The organism is Ferrimonas sp. YFM (assembly GCF_030296015.1).
Classification (GTDB): domain Bacteria; phylum Pseudomonadota; class Gammaproteobacteria; order Enterobacterales; family Shewanellaceae; genus Ferrimonas.
The window spans coordinates 4,487,672-4,503,088 of record NZ_AP027368.1 but is presented as its reverse complement, the minus strand read 5'-3'; the positions used below and the strand labels follow the sequence as shown (position 1 = coordinate 4,503,088).

The 15,417-nt window shown below is 57.6% G+C and carries 14 protein-coding genes; 8 read left to right on the top strand and 6 right to left on the bottom strand.

Annotated elements, in window-relative coordinates:
* Nucleotides 1-136 precede the first annotated feature (136 nt).
* From QUE41_RS20810 to QUE41_RS20775, 8 genes are all read left to right on the top strand, one after another.
* The gene (locus QUE41_RS20810; RefSeq protein WP_136850158.1) at nucleotides 137-334 is read left to right on the top strand and encodes a twin-arginine translocation signal domain-containing protein; all 198 of its coding nucleotides are present in this window, start codon (nucleotides 137-139) and stop codon (nucleotides 332-334) included.
* 12 nt (nucleotides 335-346) lie between these two features.
* A complete protein-coding gene (locus QUE41_RS20805) occupies nucleotides 347-3,217 on the top strand; it encodes a formate dehydrogenase subunit alpha (protein WP_286340863.1) in 2,871 nt (956 codons plus the stop codon).
* A gap of 23 nt (nucleotides 3,218-3,240) precedes the next feature.
* Nucleotides 3,241-3,834 (top strand): formate dehydrogenase FDH3 subunit beta, encoded by a 594-nt coding sequence (gene fdh3B, locus QUE41_RS20800; protein ID WP_286340862.1) that lies wholly within the window; start codon nucleotides 3,241-3,243, stop codon nucleotides 3,832-3,834.
* A 67-nt stretch (nucleotides 3,835-3,901) separates the two neighbouring features.
* Nucleotides 3,902-4,900 (top strand): formate dehydrogenase subunit gamma, encoded by a 999-nt coding sequence (locus QUE41_RS20795; RefSeq protein ID WP_286340861.1) that lies wholly within the window; start codon nucleotides 3,902-3,904, stop codon nucleotides 4,898-4,900.
* A 290-nt stretch (nucleotides 4,901-5,190) separates the two neighbouring features.
* On the top strand, nucleotides 5,191-6,363 hold the full coding sequence (locus QUE41_RS20790) for a hypothetical protein (RefSeq protein WP_286340860.1): 1,173 nt from the start codon (nucleotides 5,191-5,193) through the stop codon (nucleotides 6,361-6,363).
* A gap of 296 nt (nucleotides 6,364-6,659) precedes the next feature.
* Entirely contained in the window at nucleotides 6,660-7,220 is a 561-nt protein-coding gene (locus QUE41_RS20785) for an ABC transporter ATP-binding protein (RefSeq protein ID WP_286340859.1), read from the top strand.
* A 259-nt stretch (nucleotides 7,221-7,479) separates the two neighbouring features.
* Nucleotides 7,480-8,280 carry a hypothetical protein gene (locus QUE41_RS20780; RefSeq protein ID WP_286340858.1) on the top strand — a complete coding sequence of 267 codons (801 nt, stop codon included), beginning with the start codon at nucleotides 7,480-7,482 and terminating at the stop codon, nucleotides 8,278-8,280.
* Between the two features lie 50 nt (nucleotides 8,281-8,330).
* Nucleotides 8,331-8,804 carry a cupin domain-containing protein gene (locus tag QUE41_RS20775; RefSeq protein ID WP_286340857.1) on the top strand — a complete coding sequence of 158 codons (474 nt, stop codon included), beginning with the start codon at nucleotides 8,331-8,333 and terminating at the stop codon, nucleotides 8,802-8,804.
* On the opposite strand, the gene QUE41_RS20770 is transcribed toward QUE41_RS20775, so the two are convergent.
* The 6 genes from QUE41_RS20770 to QUE41_RS20745 form a co-directional block, all read right to left on the bottom strand.
* Entirely contained in the window at nucleotides 8,805-9,440 is a 636-nt protein-coding gene (locus QUE41_RS20770) for a GntR family transcriptional regulator (RefSeq protein WP_286340856.1), read from the bottom strand.
* Nucleotides 9,441-9,619: 179 nt separating this feature from the next.
* Nucleotides 9,620-10,321, bottom strand: coding sequence for a phosphate ABC transporter ATP-binding protein (locus tag QUE41_RS20765; protein ID WP_286340855.1), 702 nt, complete (start codon nucleotides 10,319-10,321; stop codon nucleotides 9,620-9,622).
* 3 nt (nucleotides 10,322-10,324) lie between these two features.
* Nucleotides 10,325-11,149 carry a PstA family ABC transporter permease gene (locus QUE41_RS20760; protein ID WP_286340854.1) on the bottom strand — a complete coding sequence of 275 codons (825 nt, stop codon included), beginning with the start codon at nucleotides 11,147-11,149 and terminating at the stop codon, nucleotides 10,325-10,327.
* Between the two features lie 29 nt (nucleotides 11,150-11,178).
* Nucleotides 11,179-12,024, bottom strand: coding sequence for a PstC family ABC transporter permease (locus tag QUE41_RS20755; RefSeq protein WP_286340853.1), 846 nt, complete (start codon nucleotides 12,022-12,024; stop codon nucleotides 11,179-11,181).
* Nucleotides 12,021-12,857 (bottom strand): phosphate ABC transporter substrate-binding protein, encoded by an 837-nt coding sequence (locus tag QUE41_RS20750; protein ID WP_286340852.1) that lies wholly within the window; start codon nucleotides 12,855-12,857, stop codon nucleotides 12,021-12,023. Before QUE41_RS20750 ends, QUE41_RS20755 begins: the two co-directional genes overlap by 4 nt.
* 196 nt (nucleotides 12,858-13,053) lie before the next feature.
* Nucleotides 13,054-15,381, bottom strand: a complete 2,328-nt coding sequence (locus QUE41_RS20745; RefSeq protein ID WP_286340851.1) for an alkaline phosphatase D family protein — start codon at nucleotides 15,379-15,381, stop codon at nucleotides 13,054-13,056.
* Between the last annotated feature and the right edge of the window lie 36 nt (nucleotides 15,382-15,417).

Genomic DNA, 15,417 nt, shown 5'->3' with positions numbered 1-15,417 from the left:
GGGTGCTGGCATAATCGGCGGTGCTAATGTGAGCGAACTCAAAAAATGGGTTGGAGCGTGATGGCGCAGTGACTGGTTCTCACGGACCGAGGAGCCTGATCTCATTCAGCCCCGTCTACCTAGAAAGAGGTAACAAATGACCAACAAAACCCAGCAGGCGCGCCGAGCGTTTCTGAAGAACCTGGGAATGGGCACCGTCGCTGCTGGCGCAGCGGTAGCGGTAACCAGCACCCAGGCGGTCGCGGCCACCGAAGAGAAGCGTGCGGAGTCCGATAAGGGCTACCGTGAAACCGACCATGTCCGCAGCTACTACGCCAGCCTGCGCGGCCAATAAGTGAGGTTTTCGATGAAACTGGAACGTCAATCCAAGGTTGTGGCGGCCGAGAAGAAGGTCGGACTGGGCCTTAACCGTCGTCAATTCCTGAAGAATGCCGGTGTGACCACCGGAGGCATTGCCGCAGCATCCATGCTGGGTGCCGGCATGATCCGTAAGGCTGAAGCGTCTCAAAGCGTTGATCCCAGCGCGCCGATCGAAGTGAAGCGTACCATCTGTTCCCACTGCTCCGTGGGTTGTGGTATCTACGCCGAAGTACAGAACGGTGTATGGACCGGTCAGGAGCCTGCCTTCGACCACCCCATCAACCGTGGCGGCCACTGCGCCAAGGGTGCCTCCATCCGTCACCACGGCCACAGCGAAAAGCGGGTTAAGTACCCCATGAAGCTGGAAGGCGGCAAGTGGAAGAAACTGTCCTGGGATCAGGCGATCAACGAGATCGGTGACCTGATGCTGAAGATTCGTGAAGAGTCTGGCCCAGACGCCCTGTTCTTCATGGGCTCCGCCAAGTTCTCCAACGAACAATGTTACATGTACCGTAAGTTTGCGGCCATGTGGGGCACCAACAACATCGACCACTCTGCCCGTATCTGTCACTCCACCACGGTAGCCGGCGTAGCCAACACCTGGGGTTACGGTGCGATGACCAACTCTTACAACGATATGCACAACTGTAAGAGCATGATCTTCATCGGTTCCAACCCTGCCGAAGCGCACCCTGTCGCGATGCAGCACATCCTGACCGGTAAAGAGCGCGGCGCCAAGATGATCGTTGTCGACCCAAGATTCACCCGTACTGCGGCCCACGCCGACGAGTACGTGCACATCCGTCCTGGTACCGACATCCCCTTCATCTACGGCCTGCTGTGGCACATCTTCGAGAACGGCTGGGAAGATCCTGATTTCATCCGTCGCCGCGTATACGGCATGGAGATGATTCGTGACGAGGTGAAGAACTACCACCCCGCCGAAGTAGAGAACATCACCGGCGTAACCGGTGAGCAGATGAAGCGCGTAGCCAAGACTCTGGCTGAGCACCGTCCCGGCACCATCGTATGGTGTATGGGTGGTACCCAGCACACCGTAGGTAACGCCAACACCCGTGCTTACTGCATCCTGCAGCTGGCCCTGGGTAACATGGGTACCTCCGGCGGCGGTGCCAACATCTTCCGTGGTCACGACAACGTACAGGGCGCCACCGATATCGGCCTGCTGTTCGACACCCTGCCTGGTTACTACGGTCTGAAGACCGGCTCCTGGAAGCACTGGGCCAACGTTTGGGATCTGGACTACGACTGGGTGAAAGGCCAGTTCGACCAGGGTGAGTACCTGGGCAAGGTGCCCATGAACACCCCGGGTATCCCATGTTCGCGCTGGCATGACGGCGTTCTGGAAGATGCCAAGAAACTGGGTCAGAAAGACAACGTTCGCATGGCCTTCTTCTGGGGTCAGTCCGTGAACACCGAGACCCGTGGTCGCGAAGTTCGTGAAGCCCTTAACAAGATGGACGCCGTTGTGGTTGTGGATCCCTATCCAACCATGGCCGGTGTGATGCACCAGCGTAAAGACGGTGTCTACCTGCTGCCTGCGGCGACTCAGTTCGAGACCTATGGTTCCGTAACTGCGTCCAACCGCTCCATCCAGTGGCGTACCCAGGTGGTTGAGCCTGCGTTCGAGTCCAAGCCTGACCACGAGATCATGTACCTGCTGGCCAAGAAGCTGGGCTTCGCGGAGCAGTACACCAAGCGCATCTCCGTTCAGAACAACCAGCCTAACGTGGAAGACATCACCCGCGAGTGGAACCGCGGCATGTGGACCATCGGCATGACCGGTCAGTCTCCTGAGCGTCTGAAGACCCACCAGGAAAACTGGGGCACCTTCTCTTGGGAAGATCTGGCTGCACCAGGTGGCCCAGCCAAGGGCGAAACCTACGGTCTGCCTTGGCCTTGCTGGGGTACTGCTGAAGTTAAGCACCCAGGTACCCACATCCTGTATGACACCTCCAAGCACATCATGAAGGGTGGCGGTAACTTCCGTGCGCGCTTCGGTGTTGAGCACAACGGTGTCAACATCCTGGCTGAAGACCCAGGCTCCAAGGGTAACGAGCTGGGTGACGGTCACCCAGAGTTCACCGCCGACATGCTCAAGCAGCTGGGTTGGTGGGATGAGCTGACCGCCGAGGAGAAGAAGCACGCCGAAGGCAAGAACTGGAAGACCGACATCTCCGGTGGTATCCAGCGTGTTGCCATGAAGCATGGCTGTATCCCTTACGGTAACGCTAAGGCCCGTGTACGTGTGTGGACCTTCCCCGATGAGATTCCGGTACACCGCGAGCCTCTGTACACCCCACGTCGTGACCTGATCGCCAAGTACCCCACGTACGACGATCGCCAGGTTCACCGTCTGCCGACCCTGTACAAGTCCATCCAGCAGAAGGTGATCAAAGAGGACCTGGATAAGAAGTTCCCGCTGGTGGTGACCACAGGTCGTCTGGTTGAGTACGAGGGTGGTGGTGAAGAGACCCGTTCCAACCCATGGCTGGCCGAGCTGCAGCAGGAGATGTTCGTTGAGATCAACCCTGCCGACGCTGCTGACCGCGGTATCCGCGATGGCGACAAGATCAAGCTCAAGTCCCCTGAAGGTGCAGTACTGACCATGCAGGCGATGGTTACCGAGCGAGTGATCGAGGGTGAGTGCTTCATGCCTTACCACTTCGCCGGTGTCTTCGAAGGCGAAGAGCTGCAGTATCCGGAGAGCGGTGGCGTGAGCACCAAGCCCTATGTGGTGGGTGAGTCCGCCAACACCGCCATGACCTACGGTTATGATCCGGTGACTCAGATGCAGGAAACCAAAGTGTCCCTGTGTCAGATCGTTAAAGCTTAAGGCCGTTAGAGGAGATTAGCTCAATGGCAACCATGAAATTCATGTGTGACACCAAGCGCTGCATCGAATGTAACGGCTGCGTCACCGCTTGTAAGAACGAGAACGACAGTGCCCTGGAATGGGGCATCTCCCGCCGCCGCGTAGTGACCATCAACGATGGTCAGGTTGGCAAGGAGGCGTCCCTGTCCGTAGCCTGCATGCACTGTGCTGATGCGCCCTGTATGGCCGTTTGCCCTGTGAATGTGTTCTCCAAGACCGACGACGGCATCGTGCTGCACGACAAGGAGCGCTGCATCGGTTGTGGCTACTGCTTGTACGCCTGCCCATTCGGCGCCCCTCAGTTCCCGAAGCAGTCTACCTTCGGTTCCAAGGGCAAGATGGACAAGTGCACCTTCTGCGCCGGTGGCCCCAACACCGAAGCGGGCAGTGCCAAGGAGCGCGAGCTCTACGGTGCCAACCGTCTGGCAGAGGGCAAGCTGCCCATGTGCGCCGAGCTGTGCTCCACCAAAGCGCTGCTGGCGGGTGATGCGGACACTGTGTCCTCCATCTTCCGTGAGCGTGTGGTGAGCCGCGGCGGCAACCAGGCCTTCGTGTTTAACACCAAGACTGGTGCCTAACTAGCATCGGCCCAAGGGGCGCTGGACGGGACGCCGCCAGTCGCCCCTTTTCTCCATGGAGAAACTTATGTCTAAAACTCTGTTACGACCTCTGCTGATGCTGGTGGCTCTGATGCTGCCGCTGATGGGGTTTGCGGCCGATGATCCCGGTACCGTAGCCCAACAGGCGGGTAACCAGACTGAGGTGGTATGGCAGGCGCTGCAACAGGGTCAGGAGGGGTACACCACCTCCCAGAGCCCGTTCCACGCCAAGCCCATTAACACCTATGACGAGCGCATCATTCCGGTGCGTGAGCAGTATCTGGCTCCCGGCATGATGCTGGCTTTGTTCGGCATGATCGGCGTGTTTGTGCTGTTCGTGCTGGTTAACGGCATCTCCAAGTTGCACGACGGTTACTCAGGCAAGATGGTGTTCCGCTGGTCCAAGGCGGACGTAGCCATTCACTGGCTGGGTGCCATCCCTTGTTTGCTGCTGATCATCACTGGTTTGCTGCTGATGGCCGGTCGTCACTTCTTCGAGCCAACTCTGGGTCAGGGCACTTTCGCGGCCATCATGGCGGCGGCCAAGCCGATTCACGACTACATGGCGATTCCGTTCATGTTTGGTTGGTTGCTGATGACCATCAAATGGGCCAAGAACCAGATCCCGGCCAAGTACGACCTGGACTGGTTCATGGTGGTGGGCGGCTACATCAACTTTGGCCCCTTCAAGGGCAAGCACCCGGACGCTGGCTTTGCCAACGCCGGTGAGAAGATGTGGTTCTGGACCTTCGTACTGTTCGGTGCGGCAATTGTTGCCTCTGGCGCCATCTTGCTGTTCCCGACAGTGTTCGAGCCCAGCCGTACCCTGAGCCTGCTGGCGATCATCGCCCACGGCGCTTCTGCCATCATCATCTGTGCCTTCTCCATCGTGCACATCTTCATGGCCACCGTGATGTCTGAAGGCGGCATGGAGTGCATGAAGTCCGGTTACTGTGATGAGAACTGGGCCAAGCAGCACCACAATGTGTGGTATGACGAAATTAAGGCCAACGGCACGCTGAAGTACAAGTCCGAATCGGCCTAAACCGCTTTCCTCGGAAGGGAAAACCAAGCCCCGCACAGCTCAGGCTGGCGGGGCTTTCTTTATTGGATTTTCATTCTTTTTGTAAATCACATATCCAATGCAGAGTGTCTTGATAACACCTACTTCGAGAATGTGGCTTTTAGAAGCCTTTTTTACGGCACTCTAAGTAAGGGGGATCTAGTGTGTGAGCTATGTCAGAAATTTATCCAAATGAGAGTGTGTATTCTATTAATAGATTGTAAGTTGATTGACCAACTGGATTGGTAATTGCTATTGAACATAGGAACGTTATGAGACTTTTCTCACTTATACTATTTTTATCTCTTCTTGCTGGCTGTGCATCTAAACCAATTAATAAAGATATTGATGGTGGTGATGGTTACATTCTTATGGGTTTCATTTTGAAGTCTATGTCCAATAAAGGGACTCTATTCGATGATCGAGAGCCAGTTACTTCGATAACCATCAAGAATATTGATACTAGAGAGTCTTTTAAAATTGATTTGGTTGGCAATAACTTTGCTCTGAAAAAGGTAAGTCCAGGAGTTTATTGCCTGAACAAAATAACAACATACAAAAATGTTTCTTTTAAGCTGTGCGATAAAGGGCGAATTGCTGTTAATTCAGGTCAGATAAAGAATGCAGGATATTGGATTGCGGGTGTGAACTATGATAATAGCAGGCCAATGTTTAAGCTGTTTTATAAGGACACTTACAAGATCAATCTATATGAAAATGCTGCTAAAATATATTCAGGAGATCTAACAGATTTCTTGAAAGAGCAACCAAATGCTTCAATTAGAAATTCAGCTGTAGGTTATTGGTATACAGCAAAAGAGTCTGAGGAGACATATCTTCTTGACTCTAATGGCAAAGTATACCAAACGGATGATTTTAGAAATGAAGGAAATTTGTCCCTCAGGAAGAGTTTATCTTGGACGGAGTTTGATGGCAGTATTGATTTCAATGGTAAGACCTCAAAATATATGGCTTGGAAGGAAAAAGAGAAGCTAAAGGTTATGGTGGAATACTCAAATGGTCATGGACACCGTTGGGTTGCATATAGAAACCCATTGAGGAATTGGGATTTTGGTCGTGAGTTTGAGACGCCGGTTGTAACATATAGTAGGGCAGCGTTAGAAAAAGTGGCTCAAAATGAAAATAAAAGCGTTTTTATCGAGGTTGAATATGACGCCGTAGATCCCAGTGTTTCTCCTTTAATAGGTAAAAGGGCTTTTAAGCGCCCTGTAAATAGGACGGTTCTGCGATCCAATGTTTCTCAGGAATCTGAGAGGGATATTGTTGATGACTTCTTCAGGTGGCGGTTTAAAGAAGTGGGTAACAAACAAAAAATAGTGATATGCTTAATAAAAGACAGCCACCCGGGTGAGTGTGCCAATTTGGCTGGTAATTACATAGAGTTTAGGCTGGGAACCCCCTTCCCTGTAGCTGGCTATAACTGAAAGTATCAAGTCTTTTGGTTGGTATAATCTGGTATGGGAAATAGGGTTGCAAAAACATCGCGCTTTATTGTTTCGTTAACAATGTTGCTGAGCTGCAAAGCCGATACAATTACGTCAATCGGGATAAAGGCCTAAACCGCTTTCCTCGGAAGGGAAAACCAAGCCCCGCACAGCTCAGGCTGGCGGGGCTTTTTTTATGGGGATTCTCAGTCAGAACTGGTTACATCTTCTCGCAGAAATTTCCCTTTATTGAATGGTAATCTGCAATCATCTCAATCAGTTGATTCAAGGATGCCATGCTCGAGTGTCACGCTCTCAGCAAGGGATTTGGTGGTCGTCCGGTGCTGGACAATTTCAGTGCCCGCTTCGATAGTCGCCGTACCCTGCTCAGCGGTCCCAATGGCCGAGGTAAGACCCTGCTGCTGAAGATCATCGCCGGTGCGGTGACACCCGACAGCGGCAGAGTGGTGTTTGCCCCTGGTGCAGGCAGAGAGGTGGTGCTGGCCTCCGATGGCCTGGCGCCCCCTGGGTTGTTGACACTGGCCGAAGTGCTGGCTTTCGAATCCAGGCACAACCCGGTGGACTCCGAACTGCAAGCCAGCCTGATCGCCACTTTAGGGCTGGAGCCCCATCTGCATAAGGCCTACGCCAGCCTCTCTACCGGCACCGAGAAGAAGGCCTCACTGCTTCGGGCGTTGACCATGGAATCCCGCTGGCTGTTGTTGGATGAACCCTTTAACGGCCTGGATACGGCAGTCCTTCCTGTGGTGGAGCAAGCGATATTGGCCGACGCCAGGCCGATGGTCCTGGTGGACCACCAGCGACGGCTGGCGGTGGATACCGAGGTGTGTCTTTAGGGGTGTTGGCCTATGACGATTAGGATTTGGCTGAGAGTGACGGCCACCAATCAAGGCGTTTGATCACAGGCATAGTGGTTCTACGTCAAGACCGAACAACGCAGAGTGGTGGTTGTCAGGCCAGCCCCATCGGGCGCCGCGCGTTACCCGAATTCAACATCCTCTGATGCAATCACCAAGTGCTTTAAACCCATAACAGCCAAGTGTTGGCGTAAAAATAATCAACATAGGTCAACATCCCCTTATGAACTATGGTCAAATGCATCGTCGAAAAGTGGCCCTCTACCGGGCTGCCCACCCCTGGTTCAACTACCTGCTGTTGGGGCTGGTTAACCTGGTGGTGCCTTTGATGCTGCTGTTTGCCCCTCTCCCCGGATACCTGATGTTCGACACCACCAAGGCGATGGCCCGCCCCCTGGGCGCCTCCCTGTTTCTGTTGATTGCCCTGCTGCCGTCGCTGTTTTACTGGCTGTGGTGGAACCGGGAGGAGCTGGGCTATCTGAGCTATGTGGACGGCAGGGCGCGATCCATGCTTAATCACCTTAGGGCCGCGTTCCCCTACTTGTTGCCCTTCATCGTGGTGGCGGCGGCCGCCTTTTTGAAGCTGCCGAACGAGTGGGTAACCCCCTGGTCCCTGGCCATCTACGCCACCACCCTGATACTGCTGGCCACCCTGGGGTTTCTTTTGCCCCTGTGGAGCCGCATCCGATTTGACAGCTTGAGGTTGCCCCGTCCCGGTATTTACAGCCGGTTGCTGTTGGCGGCCATGAGTTCCCAGGTGTGGTTTCGGCTGGCCTCTGCCCTGATATTCAGCCTGTTTGCCCTGACTTGGCTGAGTCGGGTGGAGTTTGATTCCTTGACCCTGGGGCTGGCGGCAGTGCTCTCCGTTACGGCAATCTACTTCTGGGTGACCGCCTATGTCAGCCATCGCAAGGGCTTGGGGCCCTGGCTCGCTTACGGCAATTACGTCACTGAGCAATTCGAAGGCCAACTCATGGTGCGGCTGCGCCTGGGGTATCTGCTGATGCTGCTTTGCAGCGCTCTTCTTGCCTTGATCTGATTGTCCTGGCCGCTAAGCTGTTCCCTTTCCCGATTGCTCGACGAGATCCCATGACGCACACCGCCGATGACTTGATTCACTCCCTGAACCTCCAGCCCCACGTGGAGGGCGGCTACTACGCTCCCAGTTTCACTTCTGACGCCGCCTTTGATGAGCGGCGTGCCTTGTGGACCAGCATCTATTTCTTGCTCAAGTGCGGCGAGGTGTCCCATTTTCACCGACTGACCGCCGATGAGATGTGGTACTTCCACGGCGGTCAGTCGATGACCATCAGCATGATTCATCCGGATGGGCGACTCGAGGAGGTGCAGTTGGGAATGGACTTGGCGGCGGGGGAGCGTCCCCAGGTGCTGGTGCCCAAAGGGGCGATCTTCGGATCGGCCATGAACAACCCGGGATACTCCCTGGTGGGCTGCATGGTCTCTCCAGGCTTTACCTTCGGCGACTTTGAGCTGTTTGAGCGCGAGGATCTGCTGGCTCGCTACCCTCAGCACCGGACCATCATCGAGAAGCTGACCCGCTGATCAGGTGAGGCGGGCCAGGGCGAAGCTGTGCAGGTAGTCGATCACCTGGGTGGCGGCCTTGGCTGCGGCCTTGGCGTCCCCTGAAGCCACCGCCTTCATCACCTCTGCGTGCAGGGTGGCAGGGTGCTCGCTGTCCGGTCCCTTGTGGATAAACCAGAAGCGGCGGGAGAGGCCCTGTAAGGGCAGCATCGCCTGACGGATGTACTCATTGCGGGAACCGTCCACCAGCAGCTCGTGAACCCGGCGAAGCAGAGTGAAGAAGGTCTGATCGTCGTGGCGATGGGCACATTCGACGATGGCGTCCGCCAGCTCCAGCATCTGACGTTTCTGCTCCGGGGTACTGCGCTGGGCCGCCAGTTCGGCACACAGGGATTCCAGTCCCCGTCGGATCTCCAGCAGTTTCAACTGACTCTCTACTGTCACCTCGGGGATCTGAATGCCCCGGCGTGGATGGATGATCACCATCTGCTCCCAAGCCAGTTTCTGCAGCGCTTCCCGCACCGGGGTGCGTCCTGCTTCCACCATCTCGGCCAGTTGTTTTTCCGAGTACATGGCGCCTGGCTTCAGGGATTGAAAGGTGATCATCCTCTCCAGCTCGGAGTAGGCGACGTCGGTTAATGAGGTCTCTTTATTCATGGGAGAAGCCTGATGTCAGTTCCGCAGAATGACACTGGTTATGACCACACACCCAGAGATGTGGATCGAGCGATGAGATATACCACTGAGCATATCAGTTAACTCTATGTCTTACAGTTAAAAAGGCCGACTCCGGAGAGTCGGCCTGATCACAGAGCCAAGTTGATTAAGGGTGTGGGTCAGTCGGTTATCAGTTTTCCCTGGTCGAATGCCAGTTGTCTGTCTGCCAGACGGTTGGCTTGTGCCATGTTGTGAGTGACCACCAGCAGAGTAAAGCGTTGCTTCAGCGAATTCAGCAGCTCTTCGATTTGAGCGGTTGCGGCCGGGTCCAGTGACGCAGTCGGCTCATCCAGTAGCAAAACCTCTGGTTGCATCGCCAGGGTCCTGGCCAGGCAGAGGCGCTGCTGCTGCCCTCCTGAGAGGCTTTGGGCGGGCGCCCGAAGTCGCTGGTTGACCTCATGCCACAATCCGGTCTGCTTCAATGCGTCGGACATCTGTGTCTGCGCTTGCTCCCCTTTGGTGTTCGCCACCAGCTTCAGGGGCAGCAGCAGGTTGTCTTCGATGGTGCCGGGCAGCAGCTGAGGATGTTGGAACACCATACCAACCTTCTGTCGCAGAGAAGGCAGCTGAGCCTCCTTCAGTTGGTCGATGGGGCAATTCCGTCCCTGCAGTTCCATCAGGATCTCCCCTTCAGTCCGGCACTCACCCAGGCTTTCGTTGAGGCGATTGAGGCTTCGCAGGAAGGTGCTTTTACCCGAGCCGGAAGGCCCGGTAATGACGTGAATGCGATTGGGCGCAAAGCTGGCGGTCACGCCGGTCAGGGCGGGTTGCCCTCCAAAGTAGACGGCCAGATCGGAAACATGAATTTTGCGATTGGGCATGGCTTATTTTCTCCGTGCACCTTTTTGCAGGGCCCCGGCCAGGGCAAACAGGGTGGCAGTCAGACACAACAGCACCAGGGCGGCGCCGAAGGCCCGCTCCAGTTCGGCGTAATCCATATACTGGGCGCTGAAATAGAAAATGGTGAACGGCAGGGCTTCGTAACGCTCGAACAGGCCACCAGGTATGCCGGCATTGGCCACCACTCCGGTTAGCATGATCACGGCCGTATCCTCCGCGGCCCGTCCGAGAGACAGCATCACCCCTCCCCAGATGCCGCGTTTGGCTTGTGGTAACTGGATGTGCCACAAAGCCTGCCATCGACTCAACCCCAGAGAGAGGGCGGTGGTGGAGAGCGCCCTGGGTACAGACAACAGCGCCGCTCGGGTGGAGACCGCCATATAGGGCAACACCAGCATGGCCAGGCAGAGTGACGACAGCAACAGGCAGGTATTGGCTGAAGGCGCGAAGGTGTTGCGCAGAAACAGGATCAGGTTGAATCCAAACAGGCCCATTAGGATGGAGGGGGTGCCTGCCAGAATATCGATCCCCAGCCCCAGTAGCGTACTGAACCGACCTTTGGGCATCACCGCCAGCCAGATGCCGCAAGCGATGCCCGGCACCAGTGCCAGGGCAATGGCCAGAAACACAACGGTCAGTGTGCCCAGGCAGGCGGGCCAGATCCCGTCCCAGACCGGCGAGTGGCCCATCAGGGCCTCCATCGCCGGCGTGTCGCCAAAGAACAGAGGCAGGCCGATGACCGGGCCGCCCCGCATCAGCAGAAAACCCAGTATGGCGGCCAGACAGAGGAGCAGCGCCAGGGTCGACAACTGGCACCACCTTAAAAAAAGCCGGGCGATCATGAGTTGGCCCTCATCAGTCGCCGTAGCAGCAGTGAGACCGATACGCTCACCAGCAATAACAGCAAACCGGCCACAAACAGAGAGTTATGCAGTGTGCTGCCATGCTCGGTGGAGAGAACCAGGCCGATGTGTGCGGTCAGGGCCCTGACCGAGTCCATGGGAGAGCCGGGGAACTGGGGGGCATTGCCTGCCAGCATCAGAGGGAGGAGGGTGTCACCTATGGCTCGGGCAAACCCCAGCAGGGCGGCACTGGTCAGGATGGGCCGTGATTGGGGCAACACCAGGTGCCAGAGCACCTGCGCCTGAGAGAACCCCAGACATGCGGCTGGCAGTGACAGCCGCTGCAACTTGGGAGCGCAGTGGGTCTCTAGGGTCATCACCATCACCGGCAGAATCAGCAGCACCATCACCAGCACAGCGGCCAGCATACTGAACCCGGAACCTTGACCAAAGGCCTCCCGCAGCCAGGGAATCAGGATAAACAGCGCTGCAATGCCATGCACCACAGTGGGAATCCCAGCCATCATGCGTATGGTTCGCAATAGCCAGCGACCCCACCAATGCCTTTTGTAGAGCAGGCAGCTTCCGGCGATACCCAGGGCCAGAGGATACGCCAGCATCAGGGCTGCCAGCGCCAGCAATATGGAGGTGCACAGCATTGGCAGAATCCCAAAATGCCCCTGCTCGGGGCGCCAGAGCAGGGTCATTACTGCCCCGCCCTCTGACACCAATACCGGCAGGGCAAAGTACAGGATAAACAGCACCAGCAGCGACAGCGACACCAGCACCAGGGCTGAGATCACCGCCAACCACTGCTGTGGCCAGGGGGAGGCTGCTCTCATGGATGGGCTGGCAGAGGGATGTATCCGGCCTGTTGGATGAACTTGCTGCCCTCATCGCTGTAGAGGTAACCGATGAAGGTTTTGGTCAGCCCGGTGGCCTCGCCTTTGGTGTTCATAATGAGTTTTCGCACCACGGGGTACTCCCCGGAGGCACAGGCCTGGTTGCTGGGCGCGACGCCGGCCAGCCTGGGGGCTTTAACCATGGCATCGATGTAGCCGACACTGCTGTAGCCGATGGCGCCGGGATCGCGGGAGATCGCCGCTTTCATGCCGCCATTGGAGGGCACAACATTGGCGGTGGTTGCTACCGGGCCCTTGTGAAGCAGTTTCTTGACGAACACGGAGCGGGTGCCACTGGCTTCATCCCGGGTGAACAGGTTGATGGGGCGGTCTTCCCCTCCCACCAGCTTCCAGTTGCGGATCTTTCCTGCATAGATGTCGGCCACCTGTTCGAAGCTCAGGTCACTGACCGGGTTGTCAGGGTGAACAATCACCGCCACTCCGTCGATGGCAAAGGGGTAGGAGATCAGTCCCATCTGTTGCTCGGAGGCCTTGAGGGCACGACCGGTATTGCCGATATCCACCAACCCTTTACCCACCTGCTGGGCGCCAACACCTGAACCGCCGCCGGCAATGGTGATGCGAATGTCAGAGTTTCTGGACATGATGGTGCGGGCGGCACTCTTCATCACAGGGATGTGGGCGGTACCGCCGGCGATGTTCAGGGTGCCGGACAGGCCATCGAAGTCCGACAATTCGGTCGCCTGAGCCGGCAGCAGAGTCAGGGATAGGGAGAGTGCAGATAAGCCTAAGGCTTTAAAAAAGCGAAACAATTTTCTTACCTTTTCATCGGTCTTAAAGAGGCTGACAAGGGTAAGTTCTCCCGGCTAACGGGGCAAACGGTAGCGAAATGTAGTTGAAGGTGGCTTGATCTGGGTCAGGCGTGCTGGAAGCGCTTGCGGCAGGTGGGGCGCTAAACGACAAAGGCCGACTCCGGAGAGTCGGCCTGATCACAGAGCCCAGCTTAGGTTAGGCGGGCAGCATCTGCAGTTCGCTGCCGTCCCAGTGGAACCTGTGAGTGCGGACATTGGCCAGGAAGGCGGCGCGGTTGTTGTAGAAGGAGGTCTTGGTCATGTTGACCCCATCCCACACCGTGGGCACGTTGAAGTACTCCACCGCAAAGCCGCTGGCGGAAGCGGTGGCCACACTCACCCCATGCTCCCACATGCGGGAGAACATCAACTTGGAGCTGACGTCGTCCCGCTGGCTGGCGGTCAGGGCGATGGTGTCGAAGAAGTACTTCAGCTGGCTCACCTCGGGTGGCACGTCCCCGAGTTGGGCCAGCAGTCCGTTGAGGCCATCGTCCAGGAAGCTGCCGAAGGTGCCGGAGCTGACCGAGGAGGTGGTGAAGTCCACCGAGGCCAGGCCTGTGTTGGGGTTGGCCGGGTGCTGGGTGACGAAGCTGGCGTGGATGTCTCCGGAGACGGTCAGGGTGCCGGTGGCGCTGAGCAGGTCATTGATCAGGCCGCCCTTGAACTGGGGGAATCCGTCCCAGTGGTCAACGTTCAGGTAGAACCGCTGCTTCAGGGCGGCGGGCACCAGGTCAGAGTCCAGTACCGCCTCCAGATCCGCCACACCGCTGTCGGCGCGGCTGGGGGAGAGGTCCGCCAGCAGAGGCGCGAAGGAGACCGAGCTGGCCATCACCTTGTGGGTGGCGTCGGACTGGGTCAGCAGCCCCTGCAGCCAGCTGAATTGGGCCTGGTCATAGGGGGTCTGCACGCTGCCGCCCTGCTGCTGGGCCATAAACTCCAGGTAGCCGGCGTAGAGATCAAAGGTCTCCCGAATCACCAGGTAGCGGGCGCCCAGATCGGAGAACAATGTGGTCTTGCCCAGGGTGTAGTAGGCCAGGCCGGTGCCCACGCCGGTTTCCGGTAAGGGGGGCAGTGCCTTGAGTGGGTGGCCATCGGGCAGGGTGGCCTGGGCCTGAACCAACACCAGGTTGAGGTAGCTGGAGGTGAGCTTGCCGGTGATGGCGGCGGTGGCGCGCTCGGCTGCCTGGGCCAGGGCACTTGGCTGATCCAGCCCCAGTCGGGTCATCAGCTCCTGAGTGTAGAGGCCGGTGAAGATCTCCACGAAGGCGGTTTTATAGGGCGCCAGGGCGTCGGCGTCTATGTCCACCACAGGGCTCATCTGGGCCAGGGTGGCGTCGATGGCTGCCTGAGGCATCCCTTGGGCACCGAGGAAGGCGGTCAGGGTGGCGCTGTCCATCACCACGCTGGCGGGGAAGGCATCCTCTGGGATCAGGTGATCCGGGCGGAAGGTGCGGTAGTCGGTCATCGCCAGGTGCAGGTGCTGGCCGAACCTCAGGTCGCGATAGATCTTGGTGTTGGGGAACAGCTGCTGTTCGCTCACCTCCAGGGCGCCGCTGCCGCTGTCGCCATGGGGGGCGGCATGGTCGATGGGCATGAATTCGAAGTAGACCTGCTCGGCGTTGCGTTTGCGGCTGGTCTGCTCCTCGCCGGCGGCGCCATCCAGATAGGTGGCGTTGGTCTGCCAGCTGTCGTCGGAGAACTCGTGGTCATCCCAGATGGCCACCAGGGGGTAGCGCTCATGCAGCTCCTGCAAAACCGGGTCAGCCCGGTAGACCTCATACAGCTGGCGGTAGTTGTCGACGCTGGCGGCGGCCTGGAAGGCGCTGTCGCCCGTGCCTATGGTCAGTGCACCGTCGCCGTCGCGGAACTCGAACTGGCGTTCGCCGTCGGTGGCCTGGAAGCTGGCATCGCCGCTGGTCTCATAGATGTAGTCCCCCAGATGGAGGACAAAATCCAGATCATCCCGGGCCAGCAGAGACAGGTAGGTGTTGTAGTAGCGGCCCAGGTAGTCCTGGCAGGAGGCAAAGCCGAACTTCACCTCCACGTCGGCATCGGCGGCCGGGGCGGTCTTGGTGCGGCCGATGCGGGAGCTGACCAATTTGCCCTCTTTCTCAAAGAGGAAACGGTAGTAGTAGTGGCTGTAGGGGGACAGGTCTGTGACCCGCACCTTCAGACAGTGGCCATTGGCGGCGGCGGCAGTAAAGGCCTCCTCCACCATGACTTCCTGGAAGCTGGGGTCGGTGGAGAGCTGCAGGGTCAGGGACAGATCCCCGTCGCCGTCCACGGCCCGGGTCCAGAGGATCACCGAATCGGGGCGAGGATCGCCGGACATCACCGACTGAGGAAAGTACTCCGGCATGATCTCCGGCAGCACTGTGGCCTTGTCGTCCGGGTTGTCGTTGGAACAGCCGGTGAGGCTGGAGAGGGTCATGGCCCCGGCGGAAACCACCAAGGTGTGCAGAAAGCGGCGGCGGGTAAAGCTCATCGAGTCATCCTTGCTTTGTTGTCGTTATCTTTGCCT

What these genes read in the sequence shown, in the direction of transcription:
- QUE41_RS20810 (WP_136850158.1), top strand. Translation starts at nt 137, where the DNA reads ATGACCAACAAAACCCAGCAGGCGCGCCGAGCGTTTCTGAAGAACCTG.
- QUE41_RS20805 (WP_286340863.1), top strand. Translation starts at nt 347, where the DNA reads ATGAAACTGGAACGTCAATCCAAGGTTGTGGCGGCCGAGAAGAAGGTC.
- fdh3B (WP_286340862.1), top strand. Translation starts at nt 3,241, where the DNA reads ATGGCAACCATGAAATTCATGTGTGACACCAAGCGCTGCATCGAATGT.
- QUE41_RS20795 (WP_286340861.1), top strand. Translation starts at nt 3,902, where the DNA reads ATGTCTAAAACTCTGTTACGACCTCTGCTGATGCTGGTGGCTCTGATG.
- QUE41_RS20790 (WP_286340860.1), top strand. Translation starts at nt 5,191, where the DNA reads ATGAGACTTTTCTCACTTATACTATTTTTATCTCTTCTTGCTGGCTGT.
- QUE41_RS20785 (WP_286340859.1), top strand. Translation starts at nt 6,660, where the DNA reads ATGCTCGAGTGTCACGCTCTCAGCAAGGGATTTGGTGGTCGTCCGGTG.
- QUE41_RS20780 (WP_286340858.1), top strand. Translation starts at nt 7,480, where the DNA reads ATGCATCGTCGAAAAGTGGCCCTCTACCGGGCTGCCCACCCCTGGTTC.
- QUE41_RS20775 (WP_286340857.1), top strand. Translation starts at nt 8,331, where the DNA reads ATGACGCACACCGCCGATGACTTGATTCACTCCCTGAACCTCCAGCCC.
- QUE41_RS20770 (WP_286340856.1), bottom strand. Translation starts at nt 9,440, where the DNA reads ATGAATAAAGAGACCTCATTAACCGACGTCGCCTACTCCGAGCTGGAG.
- QUE41_RS20765 (WP_286340855.1), bottom strand. Translation starts at nt 10,321, where the DNA reads ATGCCCAATCGCAAAATTCATGTTTCCGATCTGGCCGTCTACTTTGGA.
- QUE41_RS20755 (WP_286340853.1), bottom strand. Translation starts at nt 12,024, where the DNA reads ATGAGAGCAGCCTCCCCCTGGCCACAGCAGTGGTTGGCGGTGATCTCA.
- QUE41_RS20745 (WP_286340851.1), bottom strand. Translation starts at nt 15,381, where the DNA reads ATGAGCTTTACCCGCCGCCGCTTTCTGCACACCTTGGTGGTTTCCGCC.